This window comes from Paraburkholderia sp. IMGN_8 (assembly GCF_038050405.1).
GTDB lineage: Bacteria > Pseudomonadota > Gammaproteobacteria > Burkholderiales > Burkholderiaceae > Paraburkholderia.
The window spans coordinates 279,336-302,156 of the sequence record NZ_CP150901.1 but is presented as its reverse complement, the minus strand read 5'-3'; the positions used below and the strand labels follow the sequence as shown (position 1 = coordinate 302,156).

Below are 22,821 nucleotides of genomic sequence, written 5' to 3'. Positions count from 1 at the left end.
CCGCCGACCTGCGAATGTCCGGAAAGCGACCCGTAGCCGCCTGACCAACGCCGATACTCGAATGTCGGCAATGGTCGATGAGGCGCCGGACAAAATCAAAGTGCAGATCAGCGCATGCCGTCACGCGACGGTCCTAGCATGTCGTGGATGCCAAACGTCATCGTCGCAAGAAACGCCAGAAGCGCCAGATAGTAGAACGCATAGGTGAACTTCACCGACGGCGCAATACCATAGTACCGAGCGTTCTCCGGACTGGTCGGATCGTAGTGCCATGCGCGCTTGAGTTGCGGCATCGCCAGGATAGCCATGACGATGAGGAGTGGACTAGGATGCCACGCGAACAATCCGACGAGTACAGGAACGCCCGCGAACCAGATTCGCGGCGAGAGCACTGCGGTGATACGGCCACCGTCGAATGGCGATAGTGGGATCATATTGAACAGGTTCAGAAAGAAGCCCGCGTAAGACAGCGCCAGTAGCCAGGCGCTATCGAAGTGGCGTGCAAGAAAGTAGCAGCCAAGCGCGCCCAGCGTCCCCGTGAATGGTCCTGCGAGACCGACATACGCCTCTGTTTCCGCATCGTGCGGCATGGCTTTCATCTGAATCCACGCGCCCACAAACGGAACAAAAGTCGGCGCCCCCACATCGAGCCCCCGTCGCCGCGCGGCCACGTAGTGGCCGCCCTCATGCACGAATAGCAACAGCACGAATCCCGCAGCGAACCGCCAGCCGTAAAAGATCGCATAGACGGCAATCGACAGCAGCATCGTGCCTGTCGTGGTCAGTATCTTGCCGAGCTTTAGTCCGCCCAGCAGCAAAATCAGCAGTTTCGTCACGATGGATCTATCACCGGCGCTCGTCCGTTCCTGCCGACGACGAAGTTACGTCGTCAGCCCGTGTGGAGGCAACGGGCGCCGGTTTGCTGGCAGGTTCGGGGACCGGCGAGCTGACGGCAACCGGCGGGATAATTTTGGGCTTGCGTTTGAAAAACCGCCTGATCGACGCGCCGAACGCGACGAACGCTATCAGCCCAACTTTGAAGAACTTCGCCACGAACGCGGCGATGATCGCGAACAAGCCGAGTTTCTTCACGGCGACGCCGGCGATCAACGCGGCAAGCCCGTATTCCGCGACATGGTCGGTGGTGGCGTTGAAATCCGCATAACGCTTGCCGTCCAGATAGTCGGTGTCGGCAAGCAGTGCGTTCGCTGTTGGCTTGGTAGTTGCCAGCAACGAAAGTTGCGTCACCATCGTCAGCGAAAGATAGCCATTGCGCCCGAGGGCAAGTGTCCGATAGTTGACCCCGGTTGGCGAACTTGCATTCTGTCCTTTGCCCCGTACGATAGCCGACCAAACGAGGCGATGTGTCTTTGCATCGTATGCCGGCGGCTCGGCCCAGCCTGTCACTTCCAACTCCGGCAGCCCACGGTTCTTGCGTGCTGTATTGGATTGCTCGGTTCCGTCGCGAAGGTTCTTCAAAATATCGTCGGCATTCCAGTCCCGTGCGTCGTCGTCACGAACGTAGCCAGCTTTCTCAAAGCTAAGAACAGCAAGCCAGTCGGCTTTGTCAGTCAGCGGTACGATCAAACCAACGAGCGACTTCTCATCTACGGTGTTTCCAAGCGAGCGCAAGTAACGGATGGCCGCGGCGGCTGGTACGAATCCGCTGTTTGCGGGCAGCGCAAAGCTAGCCTCGTCGAGAACCGCGATCTTTTTGGGGCCGTGAATCAACGCCGCATTGGCTTCCTTCACAGCAGCGTTCAATTCGGTCTGAGTCGCTTCAGTTTGAGCGAACCCAGTCGTGGCCATTGCAATGCAACAAAGACAAAGGAGGAATTTGGTCAGCGCTTTCATAGTTATTGTCTGTTCCGTGTCGAGAGACTTTCGTGCCAAACCACGCATTTTCGGGCTATCTTTGTGTAACGGCAACCCGAAACAACTCTTGAGGAATCTACTTATATGTCGATTCATGGTGTCCGAGTCGAGATTCCGAAATACGTCTATTTAGGACAATTTTCCTGACCGATATGGGGCAGCAAAGAGAGAAATGGTTGCGGTTTTCGTGGGGTGTCTGTCAGAGTCCGATCGCCCGCAAAGGCCGATCAAGAGCCCCTCGCGTACCAATAACGATACTCAATGCTCGCCGATTATGCGAAACGAATAATCGACAGTAGTCGACCAGCTGTGATCGTAGGTCTGTACTTTCACACAGATACTCGACGCCCTCCTCCCCCGTAGCCACAAACATTCGAGCACCTGACGCGCCATCAGCGTCATGCCCATTCGCCGCAATTACCTCAGTCCCCTACCCAAAACATTTCTAAAGTTCACCGCACCTATGCCGTTATCGATATGAGGGCGCCTGTTTCGATAGCCGGGATAGCGCTTCTTTTGCCGACGCTCGCGTTGGAGCAACTAAAAATAAATCGACCGAGGGGTTTCTCAGTGAGAGGAATAGGAAAAGCGCGGCCGCTTTGGCTCGCTACGATCACCGTTTTCGCATTGTCTGGGTGTGCCAATCCTGGTGGGTTCCAGCAGACGAGCGGGACAAGCGGCGATCCGGAGAAAAACGGGGACTTAAATGTGTTCGAAAGCACATTTGCAAACCCCGATCCATGCGCGAACAGCAACCGGAACATTGGCATCGCAGTCGGAGTGGGGCTTGGTGCTGTTCTAGGCGCAGTGATCGCCAACAAGAACAAGGTTGCGGCCGCGGCGATCGGTGGCGCCGCAGGCGGCCTGGCTGGCGGCCTCATTGGACATGCGGTCGATAGTCGGCGCTGCGCATTGTCCAAAATCGCCGCAAAGCACAACCTCACGTACACAGCGACCGCGCTCGAGGCGCGTGCTCCGGATACTGGCAAGACTGAGCAGGTCGGCAGCTCTTTTGCGATCGTCGACACCGCGCGACACACGCAATTTGAAACGGGCTCGGCCCAATTGACACCAGATGCGGTGATCTACTTCGGTGAGATTGCCGAGCAATATCGCACGTCCAATCGCGTGGCGGAAGCGTCGAGCGCCGCCGACAAAGCAGCTGCGGCCCAAACGAAAATCCTGCTCATCGGCCACACAGACGACACCGGCAGCTCAGAACTTAACGCAGACCTGTCAGAGCGCCGCGCTCGAACCGTAGCGCGCCTGTTCGCGGATCACGGCATTGCGCCGGAAAATGTGTTCTATCAGGGCGCCGGGGAGACGTTGCCGATTGCCGACAATCATACGGTGGAGGGACGCTCGGCTAACCGCCGGGTCGAGATTGTCGATCTCAGCGGTGCCAAGCCTGACATTCTGCAGAGCTACGCAAGCAGCCGCGTACCCAAATATCAGTACTACCGTGCGGTGACGGTTCAGCCCGATCAATCTCCGGCGAGTGTGGTGCCTGCGACATCGAGCGGGACGAGCGCCAAAGCGCCGCGTCGAACGGTCGCCGCCAGAAACCGCACGGCGACAGAGAGCCCGGTGGCGGGAACGCCGCCCGCGCGTTCGACGTCAGCCGCAGGTTCGGCGAACACGGCCGCTACATCGAGCCCCGCGCCTGCCACTCCGGTTGCGTCCGCTCATTCCGGGCCATCCGACGGCATCGATTTCGGATGGCGTGAGACACCGTCCGCGACACTCGGCCTCCAATTCGCTGCCACGCCTGCACCGTCCTCGACATTCTCGTTCCTGTCTTCGGCGGTTGCCGATGAGGTGCCGGTATCGAAGAGCTGCGTGAACGACCGCCCGCGCGTTTCGCGGGCGATGAAGTCCGTCGCCGATGACCGGGCGGTTCCTGTGCGCGATCACCTGCCGAATCTGTATGGAAGCAGTTGGGGCGCAACGCTGAACGGACAGTATCTTGCGCTCAAGGATGTCTCCGTCCTTCGAAACGGCGCCACGGCGGGCGCAAAGCCAACGCTGCTAGTGTGGAAAGACATCGACCGCAACGCCGGCCTGAACGGTTCGCCGCAGGTGACGTTATCTCCTGACGTGAATGCCTATGCAGTGAAGGGAGGCGTCTTGTATCGGGTCTTCGTCAACAACAGCGGCGTGTTCGACTGCGCCGACATCATTTTCTCCAACGGCAAGGCGACATCCGGTGAGCTCGTTCGCCGCAAGAGCAGTCAGTATTTCACGGTGAATTACGTGCCTGTCATCGCACGCACCTAACAAGAGGGTAATAAACGATCATGATGGACTTTATTCAGGCCAATCTGGGCCCCGCTATCTGGTGCGTCGTCGTGGTGCTGCTCGCAGTGGGCGCATTTTCGTTCCGCTCGACGCTCGAGTTCTGGCTGAATCACTGGAAGTACACGTTTCCCGTTCTAGGGAAGACTGCGCGCCTGTCGCGCCACGGAATTCACGGAAAAGACGGCTGGACTGATTCCGAGCGCACGCTGTGCGGCGACTACAACAAGTTCATCTCATACCTGTCAAAAGCCGAATTCAGCAAGCGCAATGAATACCTCGCGAAGGCAGACGACAGCGGACGCTCGCCTACGCCGTTGTGGCTCCTGACACTGCTGTCCGTGCTCGTGATCGCAGAGGGTCTCGGGTTTTCGTATCTGCTCGGCAGTTGGATGGCTCGCGATGGCAGCGCGAATACTCATACTTTGCTGATGGTGGCCATCGTGTTCGTGCTGTGCGTGATTATGGTGTTTTTGACGCACGTCGCTGGACATCAGCTCTATCGTTCGAATCTCGTTGCACGATGCCGGAAGCAATGGAAGCAGGACAAAGCGCAGGAGCGCTTTTCGAGCCGCAAGGTCAAACTCGATGACAATCAATCCGTCGACGATGGCGAACCCGACTACACGCAGGTTGCGAATCGGGTCGGCACGAGTCACAGCTATTTCATGGTGGGATTGACGGTAGCCGTCATTATCGTGATCGCGGGAACGTCGACGTGGATGCGTTGGAGCAACCTCAACGCGGAGCAGACACGTGAAGCGATGGGCGTGAGCCAGAGTGCTGACGCCGGCAATCCATTCGCAACAACAGGTTCGATGCCGGCCGAACTCGTTGCAAGCCAGAAAGCGGCCGACGACCGCGCGAAAGCAGAAGAGTCGTCGTCGACCCGAAGCGAAGGCGCTGCGGCCTTCATCACGCTGGCTGTGATTTTTGTCGTCACGCAGATCGTGGGCATTTTCGGTGGCTTCGCGTGGGGTTTCGGCGGCCGCGAAAGTCTCGCCGCATGGAAGACGACAAAAGGCTTCAAGACGTTTGAGGACTACAACAACTACTACGCGCCGTTCCGGGCAATCGCGCAGTCGCAGCTCGAAAACCTCCAGAAGCGGATGGCTGAGAACGCTGACATCTCGGGTAAGACGTTCTCGAAGACGTTCAGGGATTACGTGCTCGAGCATCGCAATTTCACGGATCTGGAAAGCGGCCTGGTTCGCCCGGCAGCCGGCGCGACGACTCTCGATGCACTCCAGCCTCAGGTGACGGCACCGCACACCGAAGCTGGACGCGTTGTGACCGACGCGCCTGCGAAGGTAGTCGCGGCATCGGCAACGCCGTCCGATGAAGTATCGACGAACGCAGCAATCGACACGCTGGTCGCGAAAATCGAGGCTGAGTGCGACGTAGCACGCAAGAAGGAACTGATATACAGCCTCGATGAGTCCGTGCGAGTCGAAGTCGTCAACGAGATCAAGCTCCGTAAAGAGCGTGCTGAGAAAGCAAAGCTTGCGCTTGAGTCCGAACTCGATGATCTTTTCAAGGCCTGATCTCACGCTCATGTTCAAACATCTCACTTACGCAGCCGCGGCAACATGTCTGACTGCGGTAGCAGTGCCCGCATATGCTGGCGTCACGAACGATATCCCGAGCTGTTACGCCGCCAACCACATCAAGCCGGCTGCCGGCGGCGCCGATCACGAACTTTTCATCGCCATCGACCAGACGACGGTTTTCGACGAGAAGTTGCAGGCACAGATCGCGGAAATGGCAGGGAAATCCGTCAAACCAGGGGGCGCTTATACGCTGTTCGATTTCTCGGCTTTCTCGCAAGGGCACTACACGGAAGTTGTGACGCGCGGTGTCATCGAGTCACCGATACTGGAGAAGTTGCGAGACGACATCAGCGAACGTGCGTTGCGTAGCTTCGACGCGTGTATGACGGGGCAGTCTGCCTACGCGAAGAAGGCATTGCTTGCCGCGATCGTGCGTGTCGAGTCGGTGGCGACCAATGATCTCGCGAAGTCGGACATTCTGGCGGCGTTGAAGGATATCAGCGACAAGGTTCGGGCTTCACCTGCTTCCGATAAGGTCGTGCTTATTGCCTCGGATATGCTTGAGAACAGCTCGGTGTCGAGCTTCTACTCACACAACGCCGTTCGCCGTATCGATCCTCAGGCGGAGATGAAGAAAGCGACGGCAGCCGGTCTAATCGGCGATTTCGGCGGCGCTCGAATCTACGTGATCGGCGCTGGTCTCCTGGCCGGGGATGCGAAGATAAAGAATGTCTACCGCGATCCGCAGACGATGAGCGCGTTGAAGCAGTTCTGGACACTTTACTTCCAGCGATCGAATGCAACCGTTGGTGAGTTTGGGGCGCCGGCACTGCTTGGAGCGGTTAGTTATTAATGCGGTTGGATTGGGGCGTGGATCATGCATTATGGGGGGCGTCGACGACATCGCTGTTTTTCGACGTATGTGTTCTGCGGGTAGTCGTCAATCGACGTGTGCGCATACTGCAAGAGGTATCAGCGATGGCACTCGACACTGGCTGCCGCAAAAGCCCCGGCCGGTGCGCAGATTTGGAACGTCAGTTGTGCGCACCGGCTACCTTCGATATTTGGATCAGTGGCTAGCCCACCACTCAGTCGCTTTTTTCTTATCCCAAGCGGGAAGCACGTTGCGATCGATGGACGCATTGCTCAGCGCCGGAAAGTCCTTTTTGAACGCCGTAATGTCGTCGTCGTACTGGTCTGACACACTGATGTCCCAAGTCCCGCCGCTAAACCCTGTTGCCGCCTGATCAATTAGCGGAATGACCGGCCCTGCGCGCAACTCGCCGTCTTTGCGTTCGACAACCGTGGCGTCGATGTGACCAAGGTACACGATGGAATTCGGCTTAATTTCGACGACCTCGTGAAGCGGTGTGAAGAACATGCCGTGGAACGGGAATATCCCACTTTGACCCGTGATTCCGCGCATCACATACTTTCCTGGAGCCAGCGGAAGTCGAATGAAATAGTGGTTACCGGCGTCGCCTGTAGTTGTTGCCTGGTCGTCAAACTTGAAATTCAACCGGTCTTCGCGACTATCTGCCGCTCCGCGTTCCAAGTTCACCACGATAGGGCTCGGCTGATAGCTGGTGTGATACGCGTTCTTTAGTGTCACCGTCATCAACGCGTACGAGTTCTTCGCCGTATCAACGGAACTCGTTGTCGTCGTCGGTGACATTGTAGAAACGGTCGCACAGCCGGAAGTCAACAGCGTGCCTACGATGGCGCAAATTGCGATGTACTTTCTCATTGCAGATTGGATTTATTGGAGTGGTTAAGATTTTGGCCAGACTTTGGATTTGCCGAGCTGAGGAATCGCCGGCCTCGATTATGCGGCGCAAATGATTCGACACGCGACACATGCCATGTAAACGACAGGAAGGGAAATAACTTGAGCGTTTTGTCGATTTATTGTTCTGAAAGTTAACCGAATGGAGGCTATTGAGAAAGATGAATGTCTCTTGTGGGGCGAACTCGGTCTTTCATCGAACCTTCGGCTTCGGCCACTTGCGGTCACTCGACTTCACTTCCTAGATTGTCAGCAATCCATGTGCAAGGAAGGAAGCGGCAAAGATCGTTACCACGCTGTGAGCTGATCTGCATTGCTTTACTTACTGCGTATCAACGGTTTTTTTTCGCTGCGCGCGAGGCCGCCACTAAAAGAACGATCGCTCCCGCCCCCATAGCGCAGGCTAAAAACAATTCAAGATCCAATGCTCGCTGAAAGCGATCTGCATTGTCAGAGCGGCATATTCTTCCATACCTCTCCTTTATGCACCCTTCCTGGTCGTTACTGGATCGTGATACCAGCATGAACGCGCTCCAACAAAGCAACATTATCGCCAGGTAAAGATAAATTCTTGAATGCTTCATTTAATTTTCTAGGCCAAGCGCGTCATGCTTTATCTCACAACGCAAAACACCGGGTAGGCGACCCGCACCCCAAAACGCGATGCCGAGTGCCTGTTGGATAGAGTTAAATTCTCTCTTGATCATTCATTTCTATTCCTCGGATATCGGCCAGATCGAGCGTTTTCTTGAGCTGTTGCACGAGAATGGCCGCTTTACGGAAGAACGACGGACCGCTCGGGGTCGACCTGACCCAGTCGTCGTCGGCCTCAGTCCGGCCACAACCGGCCGGTCAGTTCGGACGTGCGAATCGTTGACAATCGGGCATCAATTCGAATTCGAAGAACTCGATTGTTGAGAGCCGTTAGCAAGGCGGATATGGGTTGGCTGCGGACGTAGCGCTGATTGGCCCTGGTATGACCTCAGGATTGCTGCACTCCATTCGCCCCTTGCGGCCCGATTCCCTCTCCTCCGCTGTCTCCCCTTTGATGCAGCCGGCCAATAAACCCGCAGATTCATATCATGCTCAACGGTGGTAAATCGAAGGATGGCTCGCTCGCCGGCAGGACATCTATACACATCGCTTTTTGCCACGTAGACAAAGTCGGCCTTGGTGAACAGACCTTTCTTCCGCGATGCGGAGGTGAGCGGCTTGGGAACGTATGCACTGATGTCGTTCAGATCGCATGCCCGTAGGTCGTGAAGCGCCGGTCGTGCCTACCCATAAGCGCCGACTCGTCCTCGCCGGCTGGCGATGTCGCCTTCACGAGACGCGCCGGCGCCAGCCAGCGGAACGTGGTCAGATCCGTTGCATCGTAGGTGCATTAATTTGCTCTCAGACGGCGTCGGAAGCGGCCGCCGCGAAGCCTCCCAATACGAACATCCTCGAAGCCGGGTTGCTCGCGCCCATCACGGCCGCTATCTCCAAGGCCAAGCCGCAGAAGACCGTCGTGCCCGAGGCCGCCGAATGCGACCGAATGATTCAGGCGGTGCCGTGCCGACGGCACCTGTTGCGCGGTCCGGCGTCGTCCTGGAAGCCGCTGAAGGTGACCCCCGCATGCTGCAATGCACCCACCGCATCGAACCCGTCATGCTAGGATTTCTGCGTTCAACGCAGGCGTCAGGAGGGCAGCATGGACGGCTTCGTCAGACATCAGATAGAAGGCGCATCCGTCGATATCGACGTGGTCCCGGTCAAGCCGCGCGGCTATTGCGCGCGCTTCCGCATTTTCCGCGACGCTTCCGACAAACCCGAATGGCATCAGGTCCACGTGTCGGGAAGCGTGTTCGACACCCCTGAAGAGGCCGAAGAAGCGGCACGCTCGATGGCCGTCGAGCAGGTTCTGGCCGGCGGCGGACGTAGACCGTATTAAATCTGTCACCGTTGCGACAATAAAATTGTCACTTCGCGCGGTCGCCGCTTACCGGCAGCCAGCAAGCCTTACGGGACAAGGGTCCGCAGGACGCGAAAAAAGTGTCACTCCAACGGATCCGGGCGTGCCCGGATAAGACGGCTGTCGGCCAGTTACAGACGTTGGGCGGGAGGTAACCCAAGACATTTGAGTGTCTGCTTCAGTCTCGCAAGGAGGCAGTGGCTGCGCGAGGCCGCCTAATCGGCGTCGCCACTGATGAGTAGAAGTCGGCGTGGCCCGTTGTCTTCGGCCTCGCCGTACTCCGTGCTTGACTACGGCAGTTTACATGCCGCCAAACGGTTTCTTCACCGTCAGCTTGTTGGTCACCGACGTCACTCCGGGAACGCCCCTGGCGATCGCCTCGGTTTTGCCGACCTGGGCAGCTTCCGTGACCGTGCCATTCAGTGTCACCGCGCCGTCTTTCGCGATGACACTGATGTCTCCGGCGCTGATTTCCTTGTCCTTCCCGATGGCGGCATAGACCCTGCGGCGCAGGGCACGGTCTGCTTTCCTGCCCGCGGGTGCCACAGCGCCCGATGCTGCCGTCACGGACGCACCTTGCGCACTGACCGGTGCACTGGCTGCTTCACCGGTCTGGGACCACACCGTCGTGGACGCTGCAACAAACCATGCGACGACCGCCAGCTTGAGTGCCTTGATTGTTTTCATGGATTACTCCGGTTCATGAGGGTGACGGAATCAGAAGCTATGGCGAATGCCGACCATGGCCGCAGTGGTGGAGACACCCGGCGCAACCGGAGCCCCATAGATGATCGTCTGGTTCATCGTCCCCTTGTTGTCGACATACCCGACCTGCGCGTACACCCTGGTCCTCAGTGACAGGTTGTATTCCGCACCTACTGCGAATTCGCTCGAATGATTCGCTGAATTATTCCGATCCTTCAGGTAGTAGTAACCGGACGTGATCTTGAAGCGCGGATTGAACTGGTAGCCGAGGCCACCCGACGCCATTTCGAAGTCAACGCTGTTGTTCTTCGCCGGGTTCTTGCCGATCCCGTACGAGGCGGATATAGAAAACCCGCTGATCGTATACATCGCACCGAAATAGTAGAAGCGGTTATTGCTCTGGCCTGTCGCTGGCGCAGCCGGAGCCGCCGGATAGGTCAGTGGGAACGGATTGGTGTCATGTCCGTTGTAGTACACAGCGGACAGGTTCAGGCCGTAATTCGAATACTTGAGCACAGCCGACTCACGCGTGCCGCCCTGGAACTGCCCCGCGACGCCACCCGGCGCATACTCTAGCGCAAGCGACGCGCCATAGAATTTTGGCGAACTGTAGACCAGCGCGTTGCTGTCATAGAGGGCGCCGATTGGAGCATTTGTGCTGGTGCCGGGCCAGCCGGCCGCCTGATTGATGCCGAGCCACGCAGTCAGGATACTGCCGAAATACTGTGCGCCGCGTACGTCGGTTTCCGCCATCGCGTAGATCATCGGGATGATCTGCCGGCCGGCGTCGAACGTGCCAAACGGCCCGATTGCCCCGACCGTTGCATACTGGTTGAAGAGCGCGGTCGTGCCCGGCGCGTCGGACAGCCCAAACTTGCCGTTTGTGGTGTTGAACGAGCCTTGCAGCTTGAACGTGATCTTGTAGCCGCCGCCGATGTCTTCGCTTCCCTTCAGGCCCCAGTAGCTGGCATAGATGCCGCCGTCCTTGAGTTGATAGACATGCCCCAGGTTATGCGCGGTCGGCAGGAACGTTGCGGCCGAGGTGCTCTGATACAGGAATCCATTGTCGAGTACGCCATAGAGCGTAACCGACGACTGGGCATGGGCTGACGCTGAAAAAACTATCAGCACTGCCAGGCTGCTTGACTTCAATTTCATTGTGTCTCCTCCTGGTTTGGGGCGCGCCGGGTGGACCCGGCGGCTTATGGCTTGTTGTTCGAATGAAACTGTGTTGCCGCTACGTCGGTGTCTCAGGCCGACAGGTAGTAATCACCGAACTGATTCCGTAACTGGTTCTTGAGCACCTTGCCCGTTGCACCGAGCGGAACCGAGTCGACGAACACCACGGCGTCCGGCTTCCACCACTTCGCAACCCGGGCGTCAAAGAACGTGAGCAGTTCGTCCGCGGCGAGCGCGCTACCAGGCTTCTTCACGATCAGGAGCAGCGGCCGCTCGTCCCACTTCGGATGCCGCGCGGCGATGCATACCGCCGTCGTGACTTCGGGGTGCAGGTACGCGACGTTTTCGATGTCGGTCGAACTGATCCATTCGCCGCCGGACTTGATGACGTCCTTGCTGCGATCCGTAATCTGCATGAAGCCGTCGGGATCGATCCTGGCCACATCGCCGGTCGGGAACCAGCCGTCGCGCAGCGGCGGTGTGTCGTCACTGCCGAAATACTCCCGCGCGACCCAATGACCGCGCACGAGAAGGTCGCCAGTTGCGGTACTGTCCCACGGCAACGCCTTGCCTTCCAGGTCGACGATTTTCATGTCGATGCCGAACACCGGGCGCCCCTGCTTCGCCAGAAGCGCGTAGCGCTCTTCCACGTGCAGAGACACCTGATGTGCCTTGAAACTGCAGACGGTGCCAACCGGGCTCAACTCCGTCATGCCCCATGCATGCACGACGTCGACGCGATGGCGCTCCTGGAACGCCGTCGTCATCGCTGTCGGGCAGGGAGCGCCGCCGATAATCGTGCGCTTCATCGACGAAAACGAACCCGTGATCGCGTCGACATGCGCAAGCAGTCCCTGCCAGACTGTCGGCACGCCGGCCGACAGCGTGACCTGTTCGCCCTCGATCAGTTCATGGAGCGACTTGCCGTCCAGCGCCGGCCCCGGAAACACCAGCTTCGCACCCACCATGCAGGCGATATACGGCAGTCCCCACGCGTTCACATGGAACATCGGCACGACGGGGAGGATCACATCGCGCGCCGAACAGTTCAGCGAATCCGGCAGCGCCGCCGCGTAGGTGTGCAACAGGGTCGAGCGGTGGCTGTATAGCACCCCCTTCGGATTGCCGGTCGTCCCGGACGTGTAGCACAGCGATGACGCGCTGTTTTCATCCAGCAGCGGCCAGTCGAAAGCGTCGCTTTGGCCGTCGACGAGATCCTCGTAGCACAGCAGCATCGCCGACAGGCCATGATCTCGCGGCATGTGCGCGCGATCGGTCATTGCAACGAAGACCTTCGGGCTCTTGACCCGCGGCGCGACGCTCTCGATCAGCGGTAGAAACGTGAGGTCAAAGAACACGACGCGATCTTCCGCATGTTCGATGATGTACGCGAGCTGGTCGATGTGAAGCCGGGGGTTGATCGTATGCAATACGGACCCTGACCCCGACACTGCGAAGTACAGCTCCATGTGCCGGTAGCCATTCCACGCCAGCGTGCCTAGTCGCTCACCGGGCTGGATGCCGAGGCTTGCGAGGGCGTTTGCCATGCGGCGCGCGCGTTGCGCAAAATCCCGGTACCGATACCGGTGAATGTCGCCTTCGACCCGTCGTGACACGATTTCCTGGCCGCCGTGATGGCGTTCCGCGTGCATGAGCAGCGAAGCAACCAGCAGCGGTTGCTGCATCATCAAACCTTGCATCCCTGTTCCCCTGAATGGCTGTATGTTCCCGCGCGGCCCGGATCACGGTGCCGAATTGCACGCCGGTGCCTGCGCGGGACGGGCGGCCGGATCCTCGAGACTCACGACCAGCTTCCCGTCGATGACCCGAACCGGGAAAGTCGTCAGGCTCAACCCGCCTACGCCCGGCATGCAGCCGGTGCGCAGGTCGAAACGCAGACCGTGCGCCGGGCAGCGCAGCACGCACCCCTCCAGCTGACCGCTTGCGACCGAGGCCCCGTTGTGGGGACACGCGTTGTCGATTGCGTGGATCGTCCCATCAATGTTGAACAGGACAATGCTGCGGCCATCGATGAAGGCCAGTTTTCGCTGACCGGGCGCGAGTTCGTCGACCGCGCCAACCGGTATCTGATCAGACGAGTTCATGGATCAGTGTCTCTGCCATAGGCCATTCACCAAACCCTGCGGCCGGATTCAGGTGACCGACTTCGCCAAGGTCGACGAGCCGACTGCCCCAGTCTTTCGCCATCGTCGCAGTACGCTCGAACTGCGCGAGCGGATCGTTGCGGCTCGCACCGACGATGCTCGGAAACGGCAGCGGCTCTCGTGGAACCGGCTGCCAACCGTTCTGAGCGAGCGCATCGAAGGCCGGATAGCCTGCCGGCAGCGGCGTGTCGAGGTCGGCCGGAGCGGCGAGCAGTGCACCGTGAATCTTGCGGCTGTGCTGCTGGGCCCAATGCACCGTGATCATCACCCCCGCGCTATGCGCGACCAGGATCACCGGGCCGTCGATTTTCGCGAGAGCAGCATCGAGCGCCGCGACGCGTGCGGCGCAACTGAGTTTGTCGTGCTCGAGCGGTGCTACCGAGGCCGCCTTGGGCAACTTCCGCTCCAGCAGAGTTTGCCAGTGCTCCGCGACGTGGTCGCGCAAGCCGGGCACCATCAGAATGGTTGGCGTCGTATTGAGAGTCATGAAGCGGTCTCCAGTCCGATCAGTACGGCTTGTCGCCGATAATTCCGGCGCGCTCCATCCTGCGGTGACACGGCGGGTAGTCCATCACTGCATAGTGCTGCGTGCTGCGGTTGTCCCAGATCGCGATGCTGTTGGGTTTCCAGCGCCAGCGGACCTGGTACTCGGGGATGTAGGCCTGGCTGATGAGATAGCGCAGCAGGTCACCCGCGCCCGGATTGGCGTCCTGCCCGAAGCGCACGCGCGCCGGCGTGTGGTAATTGGTGAAATGGGTGGTGAAGGCGCTCACGAATAACACCTTCTCACCGGTCTCCGGGTGCATGCGCACGACCGGATGCTCAGCGTCCGGGAATTGCGCTTTAAGAGCGAGACGTTTTTCGATCGGCATCGCGGCTCCGAAGCTCGCCTCGATGCTGTGGCGGGCGCGCAGGTCCGCGATCTGGGTCTTGATGTGGTCCGGCAGGTTCTCGTAGGCGAGGACCATGTTCGCCCACATCGTGTCGCCGCCGACTGGCGGGCACTCCACGCAGCGCAGGACAGCGCCGAACTGCGGCGCCTCGCGCCAGGTGGCATCCGCGTGCCACGCGTTTTCATACCGGTCGTTGGGCTGATCCGGGTTCTTGTAGATGCGCACGAGGCCCGGATATTCGGGATCGCTGCCGGCGACGGGATGGTCTTCCAGTGCGCCGAAACGGCGAGCGAATGCGACGTGCTCGCCGCGCGAAATGTCCTGGTCGCGCAGGAACAGCACCCTGTGCTCAAGCAGCGCCGCCCGGATTCCGGCAAACAGGCTGTCATCGTGGATGGCATCGGCGAGATTTACCCCGACCAGTTCGGCACCGATGGCACACGTCAATTGTTCGACTCGCATGACCTACTCCTCAGATAACGAAGACCGACGAGCCGGTCGTCTTGCGCGTTTCGAGGTCGCGGTGGGCCTGCGCCGCGTCCTCCAGCGCGTAACGCTGGTTGAGTTCGATCTTGATGCGGCCTGTGGCGACATGCCCGAAGAGTTCGCCCGCAAGTTCGTTCTTCTCGACGGGGTCGGCTATGTAGTCCGCCAGCGCGGGCCGTGTCAGGTAGAGCGAGCCCTTCATCGCGAGCATCTGCGGATTGAACGGCGGGATTGGTCCGGACGCCGTGCCGACGCAGACCATCAGGCCACGGCGCCTGAGCGAATCGAGTGACGCCTCGAAGGTATCCTTGCCGACGCTGTCGAACACGACGTCCACGCCCATGCCATTGGTCAGTTCGCGCACACGCTTCGCAACATCCTCCCGGCTGTAGTAAATGATGTGATCGCAGCCATGCGCGCTGGCCACCTCGCCCTTGGCCTCGTTCGATACCGTGCCGATCACGGTGAGACCCAACAACTTTGCCCATTGCGACACGATCAGACCCACTCCGCCGGCGGCGGCATGCAGCAGGATGGTGTCGCCCGCCTTGAAGTCATGAATGCGGCGCATCAGGTACGACGAGGTCAGGCCTCGCATCGTCATGCCGGCAGCTGTTTCGCAGGGGATCGCATCAGGCAGCTTGATGAGCGGCGCGGCCGGGATCAGGCGTTCTGTACTGTAAGCGCCGAGCGTGTTGAGAAAGCCGGTGTAGGTCACGCGATCGCCGACCGCAACGTTGGTCACGTCGGGGCCGATGGCTTCGACCACACCTGCAGCCTCGACACCCATGCCCGCAGGCAGTGGCACGGGGTACAGGCCGGTGCGGAAGTAGGTGTCGGCGAAATTCAGGCCCACTGCCTCATGGCGCAAGCGAACCTGTGCGGGGCCGGGGTCGCCCACTTCAACATTTTCATAGCGCAACACTTCGGGACCGCCGGTTTCATGGAAGCGCACTGCTTTCGCCATATCAAATCTCCTATTCATTACTCGAACTACAAATTTATTTCGCCTGTGATGGGCTGCCCAATTTGCTCTCAGGCGCACTTGCCAGGTCTAAAGCTCGCGGGCGACCATCGGGTCAGCTCCCGGCCTGCTCACGCAGGGCACTCAAGCGATCGAGGTCGACGCCATAGTTCCGCTTGCCGATGAAGAAGGCGATTGCCGCGACCAGGGGTGCAAACGGCACGAGTTGCAACGCGCCGAGCAGCCCGATCCGATCGGCCACGATGCCCGTCAGGACGGCAGCGGGTGCCAACCCCAGCAGGTTGTTCGCCAACGTCAGGGTGGCAAACGCCGATGCATGGATTGACGGTGGGGTGAGGTTTGCCACCATCGCACCCGAGGGGCCGGTCGCGCCGGCGCAGAAGAACATGCCGGCGCCGATCACGACGAGCTGTGCCGGACCCGCCGGCATGCGGAAGCCGATTGTGAGCAGCACGAAGCAGATCAGACAGAAGGCGACGGCGGTGCTCCACTTCCTTTCCCGCGCATGCTTGCTGAGCCGGTCGGCCAGATTTCCGCACACCACCATGCCGAAAGCGGTGGCCAGCACGAACACGGCCGCGCCCATGGCCGCCTTGCCTGCAGACATGCCGTAGTAGCGGTTCAGGAAGCTGGGCATCCACGCCCACACAGCGGCCGGAACCAGCAGATGGATGCCGCTGCCGACGTAGGCACACACGACCGACTTTGTTGAAAAGAGTCCTTGGACCAACGTGCGCAAGCTCATGCACACACCGGCCCCCTGCGTCTGACGGCCCACGTTTGCCGGTTGCAGCGGCGCGAGTCGTTTTTCGGTGATGGCAAACCGGTAGAAAACGACCAGGATGATTCCAAGGGCCGCCATTGCGCCGAACGCCGCGCGCCAGCCGAAGCGAGCCGCGACGGCACCGCCTAGCGCCATGCCCAGCACTGAACCAAACGCCCCGCCAGCCATGAACGCGGCGGTGAGCGTGGAGCGCAGCCGCGCCGGAAAGATGCTGAGGACGACCGCGATGCCGACGCTGCCATAGGCGGCTTCACCGATACCGACGAAGGCGCGCGCGAGTAGCATCTCGCCATAGTTCGTCGCGAGCGCGCAGCCGAGCGTCGCGAGACTCCACATCGCCGCCATCAGGACAATGCTCTTCACGCGGCCCCAGCGGTCGGCGAGTACCGACAGCGGAAAGGTGAGCACGCCGACCATCAGCGCGACCACGCTGCTCAGCGAACCGAGCCGGGTGTCGGAAAGGTTCCATGCCGCCTTGAGCATCGGAAACACCGCATTCAACACCTGCCGCGACATGTAGTCGGATAGCAGCAACCCCACCGTCAGGACAAATACCACCCACGCATACGCGTGCACGCCTTTTTGCGTCGTCGAAACATCGCCCGTCAAGGGCTCGGCATGCGTGAACATGAGTTGTCTCCTTCGTGTCCAGCTCGTTGGCGACCGCCTTTGCCCTACAGGACAAAGGCAGCCTTTATGGATACTGCAAAACTCTCCCCGGCTTGCCGGCGAGCCCTGCCTTTGAAGCCCGACGTCCGCGAAACGTCAGCCGCGCTTCAAACCCTTACGCCGCGCGCAGCGGCAGGTTCTTCACACCGGCCTTGCGATTCGGCGCCATGCCGTTGGCCGCGAGTGTCTCGTCGACCGTCTTGTACTGCACACCAATCTTGTAGATCTCGCGCGCTTCCTTGCCGCTCGCGATTTCACGGCCCAATTCGCGCGCCACGCGCACACACTGCTCGATCTGCTGCACCGAGCTCATGCGATTGCCGTGCTGGTCAATGATCGTGTCCTCGATGCCGCAGCGCGGATGCAGGCCCATGGCCATCGCCATCATGTTGAACGGCAGCACGTTCTTCAGCAACGACTCGGCCGTGACCGTGCCACCGTCCGGTGCACGGTGGACGAAGTTGAAGAAGTTGTGCGGGTTCGGACCGTCGAAGCCGCCGCCGATGCCGATCCACGTCAGGTTCAGCGGCCCCTTGTAGACGCCCCTGCGCACCAGGCGGTCGAGCGTTTCGAGCGCATGGATACCGGTAAGCTGGAAGTGCGGCTGGATGCCCGAGGCCTGCAGGCGACGCAGATGCTCCTCAACCCAGGCCGGACCCGCGGGTACCGTCATTTCGCTGTAGGCGGCCATAAGCGCAGGATTGGACAGCGACGTGCCTTCCAGGTACTCCGGATAGAGCAACTCCATGATGTTCATCTGCGTGGTGTTGATCGCGACCGTCACCTGATCGGGCTTCGGGTCGAGATCGGCTAGCATGTGACGCGTGTCGTCGGACAACCACTTCGCGGCCTGACCATCGTCTTCCGGTGCAAACGAGATCGAGCCACCCACCTGGATGATCATGTCCGGCACGGCCGCACGCACCCCGGCGATCAGTTCGTTGAATTTCGACAGGCGCTTGGAGCCTTTGCCATCCAGTTCGCGCACATGCAGGTGCAGCACGGTCGCGCCGGCCTCGTAGCAGTCGACGGCCTTTTGGATCTGCTCCTCCATCGTTACCGGAATGTCTTCCGGAAAGTCTTCGGGCATCCATTCCGGGCCGTACGGAGCGGTCGTGATGACAACCTTGTCCTGGTTCTCAGGGTGCAGCGAATCGTCGAGGAATTGCATCGTGTTCTCCAATATGAGTACGGTGTTCCGACGCTCGCGACACGGCTGGCCGCATGAAGACTGGTCGGAACATGATGAACCGTTGAGATCCCACCATACGGCAATCCTGCGTTACACTTTTATGATATGGCGCCATTCTTTTAGCATTTCATGCCACTACGCGTTAACACCGGTGCGTGCGGTAGACATTCCAATACCAGACGCAGGGAGGCCGCCTGCGACGCATATACGGAGACAAAGCGATGGAAACGATGTTGCGCTCGGTAGCCATGAGCGGCTATTTCGATGTGACGCGGCGGGTCGGACTGAACCCCGTCGAGCTTGCACAGCAGGTCGGGATCGATACCGCGGCGCTTGCAAATCCGGACGATCGCATTCCGGCGGCCGCCGCGTGCCGGTTGCTGGAACTTACGGCCGAAAAGGCGTCATGCCCGACTTTCGCGCTGCAGATGGCCGAGACCCGGCAGAAGTTCGGTACCGGTGTGGTCAATGTCCTGCTCGCGCACAAGCGCACGCTGCGCGAGGTATTGCTGGCCACGGCCGAATACCGGCATCTGTTGAACGAAGCCCTGGCTGTGTATGTCGAGGACGTGGGCGAAACGGTTACCATCCGCGAAGAACTGGTCGTCGAACCGGGTACCCCAACGAATCAGGCGATCGAACTCGCGGTCGGTGTCCTCTGGCGCCACTCCAGCGCTCTGCTTGGCGATCACTGGAAACCACGCTCGGTCCATTTTGTTCATCAGGGATCGAAGGACCTGACGTTTCATCGACGATTTTTCGGCTGTCCGTTGGAGTTCGGCAGCGATTTCAACGGCTTCGTGTGTTCGGCCGCCGATCTCGACTACCCAAATCCCTCCGCTGACCCGGAACTGGTGCGATATGCCGAGAGCCTCGCGGATTCACTCAACGTGACCGGTGTCGATTCGACCGCGCTGGAAGTGCGCAAGGCGATCTACTTGTTGCTGCCCGTCGAGCAGGCCACCGTCGAACTGGTTGCCCGCCATTTACGTCTGAGCGTTCGCACCATGCAGCGCCAACTTGAACTTGCGCATACCAGCTTCTCGCGTCTGGTCGAGGAAGTCAGGGGTGAACTTGCCCTGCGCTATATGAGCAACCCACGCTATCCCATCGGGCGGGTTTCCGCACTGCTTGGCTATTCGCAGCAGGGTTCCTTCACAAACTGGTTTAATTCACGCTTTGGTGTGACGCCTCGTGACTGGCGCAACAGCCATTTGAAATGAGCGCGCTGTGCCTTGGCGCCTTCGAAGGTTTCGGTCGCAAGCAGGTCGTCAATTCACCGAAAGCTCGGAACCACAAATCACCTGGCCCCCCCGGCGCAGACATCCGCCGCTCAATAGTCGACTCGTCCTGCTCGGACAGTGCTGCGAAGCCTGGTCGAATAAGCCAATAAGCCGCTCAAGCATAAGCTGTTCTTCGCACCGGACTTCCTTGGGGCGCGCCAATCATTTTGGCCCACCGGTCGCGCAAGTGACCGCGAACGGCCAATAACTCGTCTTGAGATTCGACCGCTTCTATGGCCGCAGTAGGTTTTGAAGCAGCCGTTGCGACTGCGACGTACCGAACGGCGGCAGTGGGTCGAACTCGGTCCTTCATCGAACTCCCGGGTTCGCCCATTTTCGGACATCCGACAATGCCACATGAATCGGCGACAATCTCGCTGAGCGCGCGATTTTTCCGTTTTGAGAGTTTCCCGCCGGCTCGTTGCTATTACCACACCACTCTCAACCATCCTTTGAAAGCTTCCAGCGTGACGCCATCCCGAATCGCGACAAAACTCCTCGTCCTCATCGGTACCACTGCTCTTTTGGCCGCCGTCGCTCTGGCCGGGATCATTGCGTTTGGAACCTCGTCTTTGCCACAGCCGTTGCCTGACGCTGACGCGCCGTTCAAGAAGGTCGATTTCCACGATCTGCCACCGCTCCAATCGTTTCGGGCACGTGATGGGGTCGCGCTTGCTTATCGCGTTTATCCAGGTCACGGCAACAAAGCTGTGGTGATGCTGCACGGGGCGGCCGCCAGCAGCTTCATGCTTCATGTGCTGGCCAAGGCGGTTCAGGCTTCGGGATTCACGGTCTATGTTCAAGACCTGCGCGGCCACGGCGCCTCAGGGGGCAATGGCGACATCGCCTACAACGGCCAGCTTCAAGACGATGTGGCGGACTTCGCGCGCTTCGTGCACCGGGCCCAGCCCAGCGCCAGCCTGTCGCTGCTGGGGCATTCGGCCGGCGGCGGGCTGGCATTGCGCTTTGCAGGTGGGCCGGATGGCGCGCTATTCGGACGATACGTGCTGTTATCACCGATGTTGGCACGTGATGCGACAACAGTGCGGCCTGACGTTGGAGGCTTTGCTAAACCGTTCAAGGCGCGCTACGTGGGGCTGACCACCCTGGATCGGCTTGGTGTTCATGGTTTCGAGGCGCTGCCGGTCCTCGCCTTCGCTGTGCCTGCTGCGCCAGGGAACATGATGACGCCACTCTATTCCTACCGGTTGAGCGAAAATTTCACGCAGGATACGCATTATCTTGACGATCTGCGCCACATCGCCAGACCCACGGAATTGCTCGTAGGGGCCGATGATGAGTTCTTCTATGCGGATAAATTTGCGCCCCTGGTTCACGGGGTTCGGCCTGACATCCCGGTGAGCATCGTGCCAAAAGTCGGTCATACGGGCATCATTCTCGACCCCGCAGCGATCCAGCAAGTCATTGCGGTGTTGGGCCGGGATCACGGTTGAATCTGCAGTTAGGCCTGGCCGAGTAGTTTCAGGAGGTGCCATCTGACGCGTTGGTGCCGATTGGTTACCATGCGAACGGCCGCCTTAGGCAAATCTGAGGGTCCGGAACGGGTCGCGTGCCGCCGATCGCTACCTTGCGGGATTCGGGCGGTGCATGCCGTCTGCGTATGGCAGTGACCGGTCACAAGCGGTCAGTCGGCTGGGCCGCTTCGAAGCGGCCATTCGGTTGTGCTTCTTCTCATGAGCTGCCTCAGCGAATCTCCACCTCGATAAATACCACCTCGTGGTCGGTCGCGTTGACGACGTTGTGTTCCACCCCCTTCAAGCCAGCGTAACTGTGCCCGGCGCGCAGTTGCGACTCCCGGTTGCCTTCCGCTGTCTCAAGGAGAAGTTGGCCGTCCGTTTGCGGCACCACGACATAGTCATGCCCATGAACATGCCAGCCGGTCTCAGCACCGGGTGCAAATCGCCACTCGGTGACGATCACGCGTTCATTCAATACCTGCTGCTTTGGCACTGCCTGCGGACGATTCATGAGAGTTTCCTCAGCGGAGTGGGCGACGAGGTTCGTCAGATAGCCGTCAGGCCGCATCGATAGGCGCGCTATCGCCTGTTAGTGGCGACTCCGCCGTGCGTCAACATGCTTCCAGGCTCAATACATCTATTAATCATTCTGAAGGTGAAGCCCTTCGTTTGACATGTACAGTGCCTTTGCTCTTACCAACACAGTTGCATTCACCTATGCGATACAAGAGGGCCGGCATTGAAGACGGAACACGACCCACGCGTCGGAAACATAGCCAGTAGCGAACTGGTACACCCCTCGCCGAGTGTTGAACGGCTGCTTCGCCGGACTGCGACCGGCCGCTCAGGATCGACTCATGCCCTTCACATAATCGCCGCGATCGGCGATTGATCGAGATCTGTGTCGGACCGGGTCGGCCAAGAACGGTCCTTGGCCGCTTGCGTACCTCGGATAGCGGAGTGTCCGCTTCGCCCGGCGGATTCAACCGCTGGACGCAAGACTTCGCCTGAAGATGCTGTATCGTGAACGCCTCCGCCTTTGCATAGAGCCCACGATATCCATAGAGATGCCTTAGATGACCCCACTCCACCGCAATCCAGCTTTCTACCAGCTTCTTACCGATAGTTACACCCGGCTGCTTGGTCTCCCCCTAGTGCCGCAGGCCATGCCCGTGGTCGAAGCTACCGAATGGCTCTATGAGAGTGCACCGTTCGCAGTACTTGCGCACAACACCGATCCCGACCCGCTCTTTATTTATGGCAATAAGGCCGCGCAACGCCGCTTTGAATATAGCTGGGATGAAATCACCCGACTGCCGTCCCGGCTCTCAGCTGAAGCCCCGAATCGCGAGGAGCGACAGCAGTTCCTCGCACGTGTACAGCGGCTCGGCTATGAGGCGGGCTACAAGGGCGTGCGTGTCACCAAGTCAGGCCAGCGCTTCATAATCGAGGAAGCAACACTGTGGCAACTTCTCGACGCGGAAGGCAAATTGCACGGCCAAGCAGTTGTCATTCCGCGCACGCGCGACATTTGATCGCGCA

Annotated in this window: 20 protein-coding genes and 1 pseudogene; 7 read left to right on the top strand and 14 right to left on the bottom strand. The window is 59.7% G+C overall.

Annotated features, from left to right (window positions below; all coding sequences use genetic code 11):
* Window positions 1-107: 107 nt before the first annotated feature.
* Together WN982_RS22590 and WN982_RS22585 are read right to left on the bottom strand one after the other, a co-directional pair.
* Complete coding sequence (locus WN982_RS22590) at window positions 108-836, bottom strand: site-2 protease family protein (protein WP_341317918.1); 729 nt, start codon at window positions 834-836, stop codon at window positions 108-110.
* Between the two features lie 10 nt (window positions 837-846).
* On the bottom strand, window positions 847-1,854 hold the full coding sequence (locus WN982_RS22585; RefSeq protein ID WP_341317917.1) for a DUF2167 domain-containing protein: 1,008 nt from the start codon (window positions 1,852-1,854) through the stop codon (window positions 847-849).
* Window positions 1,855-2,583: 729 nt separating this feature from the next.
* On the opposite strand from WN982_RS22585, the gene WN982_RS22580 reads away from it, so the two are divergent.
* The 3 genes from WN982_RS22580 to WN982_RS22570 all read left to right on the top strand — a co-directional run bounded on the left by WN982_RS22580 (window position 2,584) and on the right by WN982_RS22570 (window position 6,573).
* Window positions 2,584-4,152, top strand: a complete 1,569-nt coding sequence (locus WN982_RS22580) for an OmpA family protein (protein WP_341317916.1) — start codon at window positions 2,584-2,586, stop codon at window positions 4,150-4,152.
* Window positions 4,153-4,172: 20 nt separating this feature from the next.
* The gene (locus WN982_RS22575; protein ID WP_341317915.1) at window positions 4,173-5,714 is read left to right on the top strand and encodes a hypothetical protein; all 1,542 of its coding nucleotides are present in this window, start codon (window positions 4,173-4,175) and stop codon (window positions 5,712-5,714) included.
* A gap of 196 nt (window positions 5,715-5,910) precedes the next feature.
* The gene (locus WN982_RS22570) at window positions 5,911-6,573 is read left to right on the top strand and encodes a hypothetical protein (protein WP_341317914.1); all 663 of its coding nucleotides are present in this window, start codon (window positions 5,911-5,913) and stop codon (window positions 6,571-6,573) included.
* A 216-nt stretch (window positions 6,574-6,789) separates the two neighbouring features.
* Here the strand turns inward: WN982_RS22570 and WN982_RS22565 are convergent, their stop codons facing one another.
* Together WN982_RS22565 and WN982_RS22560 are read right to left on the bottom strand one after the other, a co-directional pair.
* Window positions 6,790-7,467: a hypothetical protein gene (locus WN982_RS22565; protein WP_341317913.1), complete on the bottom strand. Its 678-nt coding sequence runs from the start codon at window positions 7,465-7,467 to the stop codon at window positions 6,790-6,792.
* A 1,088-nt stretch (window positions 7,468-8,555) separates the two neighbouring features.
* A pseudogene (locus WN982_RS22560) lies at window positions 8,556-8,765 on the bottom strand (IS5/IS1182 family transposase); the annotation flags it as partial.
* Between the two features lie 434 nt (window positions 8,766-9,199).
* Here WN982_RS22560 and WN982_RS22555 point away from each other — a divergent pair.
* Complete coding sequence (locus tag WN982_RS22555) at window positions 9,200-9,439, top strand: hypothetical protein (RefSeq protein WP_341317912.1); 240 nt, start codon at window positions 9,200-9,202, stop codon at window positions 9,437-9,439.
* A gap of 321 nt (window positions 9,440-9,760) precedes the next feature.
* On the opposite strand, the gene WN982_RS22550 is transcribed toward WN982_RS22555, so the two are convergent.
* From WN982_RS22550 to WN982_RS22510, 9 genes are all read right to left on the bottom strand, one after another.
* Window positions 9,761-10,147, bottom strand: a complete 387-nt coding sequence (locus WN982_RS22550; RefSeq protein WP_341317911.1) for a BON domain-containing protein — start codon at window positions 10,145-10,147, stop codon at window positions 9,761-9,763.
* A 30-nt stretch (window positions 10,148-10,177) separates the two neighbouring features.
* Complete coding sequence (locus tag WN982_RS22545; protein WP_341317910.1) at window positions 10,178-11,323, bottom strand: porin; 1,146 nt, start codon at window positions 11,321-11,323, stop codon at window positions 10,178-10,180.
* A 92-nt stretch (window positions 11,324-11,415) separates the two neighbouring features.
* Window positions 11,416-13,044: a 3-(methylthio)propionyl-CoA ligase gene (locus tag WN982_RS22540; RefSeq protein WP_341317909.1), complete on the bottom strand. Its 1,629-nt coding sequence runs from the start codon at window positions 13,042-13,044 to the stop codon at window positions 11,416-11,418.
* Window positions 13,045-13,086: 42 nt separating this feature from the next.
* The gene (locus tag WN982_RS22535; RefSeq protein WP_341317908.1) at window positions 13,087-13,449 is read right to left on the bottom strand and encodes a Rieske 2Fe-2S domain-containing protein; all 363 of its coding nucleotides are present in this window, start codon (window positions 13,447-13,449) and stop codon (window positions 13,087-13,089) included.
* Window positions 13,436-13,996 carry an alpha/beta hydrolase gene (locus WN982_RS22530; protein WP_341317907.1) on the bottom strand — a complete coding sequence of 187 codons (561 nt, stop codon included), beginning with the start codon at window positions 13,994-13,996 and terminating at the stop codon, window positions 13,436-13,438. Before WN982_RS22530 ends, WN982_RS22535 begins: the two co-directional genes overlap by 14 nt.
* 19 nt (window positions 13,997-14,015) lie before the next feature.
* Window positions 14,016-14,864: a TauD/TfdA family dioxygenase gene (locus WN982_RS22525; protein WP_341317906.1), complete on the bottom strand. Its 849-nt coding sequence runs from the start codon at window positions 14,862-14,864 to the stop codon at window positions 14,016-14,018.
* Window positions 14,865-14,874: 10 nt separating this feature from the next.
* Window positions 14,875-15,855 (bottom strand): quinone oxidoreductase, encoded by a 981-nt coding sequence (locus tag WN982_RS22520; RefSeq protein ID WP_341317905.1) that lies wholly within the window; start codon window positions 15,853-15,855, stop codon window positions 14,875-14,877.
* A 112-nt stretch (window positions 15,856-15,967) separates the two neighbouring features.
* A complete protein-coding gene (locus WN982_RS22515) occupies window positions 15,968-17,287 on the bottom strand; it encodes an MFS transporter (RefSeq protein WP_341317904.1) in 1,320 nt (439 codons plus the stop codon).
* A 154-nt stretch (window positions 17,288-17,441) separates the two neighbouring features.
* Window positions 17,442-18,497, bottom strand: a complete 1,056-nt coding sequence (locus tag WN982_RS22510; RefSeq protein ID WP_341317903.1) for a 3-keto-5-aminohexanoate cleavage protein — start codon at window positions 18,495-18,497, stop codon at window positions 17,442-17,444.
* A gap of 242 nt (window positions 18,498-18,739) precedes the next feature.
* On the opposite strand from WN982_RS22510, the gene WN982_RS22505 reads away from it, so the two are divergent.
* Complete coding sequence (locus WN982_RS22505; protein WP_341317902.1) at window positions 18,740-19,741, top strand: AraC family transcriptional regulator; 1,002 nt, start codon at window positions 18,740-18,742, stop codon at window positions 19,739-19,741.
* Window positions 19,742-20,151: 410 nt separating this feature from the next.
* The gene (locus WN982_RS22500; protein ID WP_341317901.1) at window positions 20,152-21,255 is read left to right on the top strand and encodes an alpha/beta hydrolase; all 1,104 of its coding nucleotides are present in this window, start codon (window positions 20,152-20,154) and stop codon (window positions 21,253-21,255) included.
* Between the two features lie 250 nt (window positions 21,256-21,505).
* Here the strand turns inward: WN982_RS22500 and WN982_RS22495 are convergent, their stop codons facing one another.
* Window positions 21,506-21,790: a cupin domain-containing protein gene (locus tag WN982_RS22495; RefSeq protein WP_341317900.1), complete on the bottom strand. Its 285-nt coding sequence runs from the start codon at window positions 21,788-21,790 to the stop codon at window positions 21,506-21,508.
* A 565-nt stretch (window positions 21,791-22,355) separates the two neighbouring features.
* Between WN982_RS22495 and WN982_RS22490 the strand changes: the two genes are divergently transcribed.
* A complete protein-coding gene (locus WN982_RS22490) occupies window positions 22,356-22,814 on the top strand; it encodes an MEKHLA domain-containing protein (RefSeq protein ID WP_341317899.1) in 459 nt (152 codons plus the stop codon).
* Window positions 22,815-22,821 lie beyond the last annotated feature (7 nt).

What these genes read in the sequence shown, in the direction of transcription:
- WN982_RS22585 (WP_341317917.1), bottom strand. Translation starts at nt 1,854, where the DNA reads ATGAAAGCGCTGACCAAATTCCTCCTTTGTCTTTGTTGCATTGCAATG.
- WN982_RS22575 (WP_341317915.1), top strand. Translation starts at nt 4,173, where the DNA reads ATGATGGACTTTATTCAGGCCAATCTGGGCCCCGCTATCTGGTGCGTC.
- WN982_RS22565 (WP_341317913.1), bottom strand. Translation starts at nt 7,467, where the DNA reads ATGAGAAAGTACATCGCAATTTGCGCCATCGTAGGCACGCTGTTGACT.
- WN982_RS22555 (WP_341317912.1), top strand. Translation starts at nt 9,200, where the DNA reads ATGGACGGCTTCGTCAGACATCAGATAGAAGGCGCATCCGTCGATATC.
- WN982_RS22550 (WP_341317911.1), bottom strand. Translation starts at nt 10,147, where the DNA reads ATGAAAACAATCAAGGCACTCAAGCTGGCGGTCGTCGCATGGTTTGTT.
- WN982_RS22545 (WP_341317910.1), bottom strand. Translation starts at nt 11,323, where the DNA reads ATGAAATTGAAGTCAAGCAGCCTGGCAGTGCTGATAGTTTTTTCAGCG.
- WN982_RS22540 (WP_341317909.1), bottom strand. Translation starts at nt 13,044, where the DNA reads ATGCAAGGTTTGATGATGCAGCAACCGCTGCTGGTTGCTTCGCTGCTC.
- WN982_RS22535 (WP_341317908.1), bottom strand. Translation starts at nt 13,449, where the DNA reads ATGAACTCGTCTGATCAGATACCGGTTGGCGCGGTCGACGAACTCGCG.
- WN982_RS22530 (WP_341317907.1), bottom strand. Translation starts at nt 13,996, where the DNA reads ATGACTCTCAATACGACGCCAACCATTCTGATGGTGCCCGGCTTGCGC.
- WN982_RS22525 (WP_341317906.1), bottom strand. Translation starts at nt 14,864, where the DNA reads ATGCGAGTCGAACAATTGACGTGTGCCATCGGTGCCGAACTGGTCGGG.
- WN982_RS22520 (WP_341317905.1), bottom strand. Translation starts at nt 15,855, where the DNA reads ATGGCGAAAGCAGTGCGCTTCCATGAAACCGGCGGTCCCGAAGTGTTG.
- WN982_RS22515 (WP_341317904.1), bottom strand. Translation starts at nt 17,287, where the DNA reads ATGTTCACGCATGCCGAGCCCTTGACGGGCGATGTTTCGACGACGCAA.
- WN982_RS22510 (WP_341317903.1), bottom strand. Translation starts at nt 18,497, where the DNA reads ATGCAATTCCTCGACGATTCGCTGCACCCTGAGAACCAGGACAAGGTT.
- WN982_RS22505 (WP_341317902.1), top strand. Translation starts at nt 18,740, where the DNA reads ATGGAAACGATGTTGCGCTCGGTAGCCATGAGCGGCTATTTCGATGTG.
- WN982_RS22500 (WP_341317901.1), top strand. Translation starts at nt 20,152, where the DNA reads ATGCCACATGAATCGGCGACAATCTCGCTGAGCGCGCGATTTTTCCGT.
- WN982_RS22495 (WP_341317900.1), bottom strand. Translation starts at nt 21,790, where the DNA reads ATGAATCGTCCGCAGGCAGTGCCAAAGCAGCAGGTATTGAATGAACGC.
- WN982_RS22490 (WP_341317899.1), top strand. Translation starts at nt 22,356, where the DNA reads ATGACCCCACTCCACCGCAATCCAGCTTTCTACCAGCTTCTTACCGAT.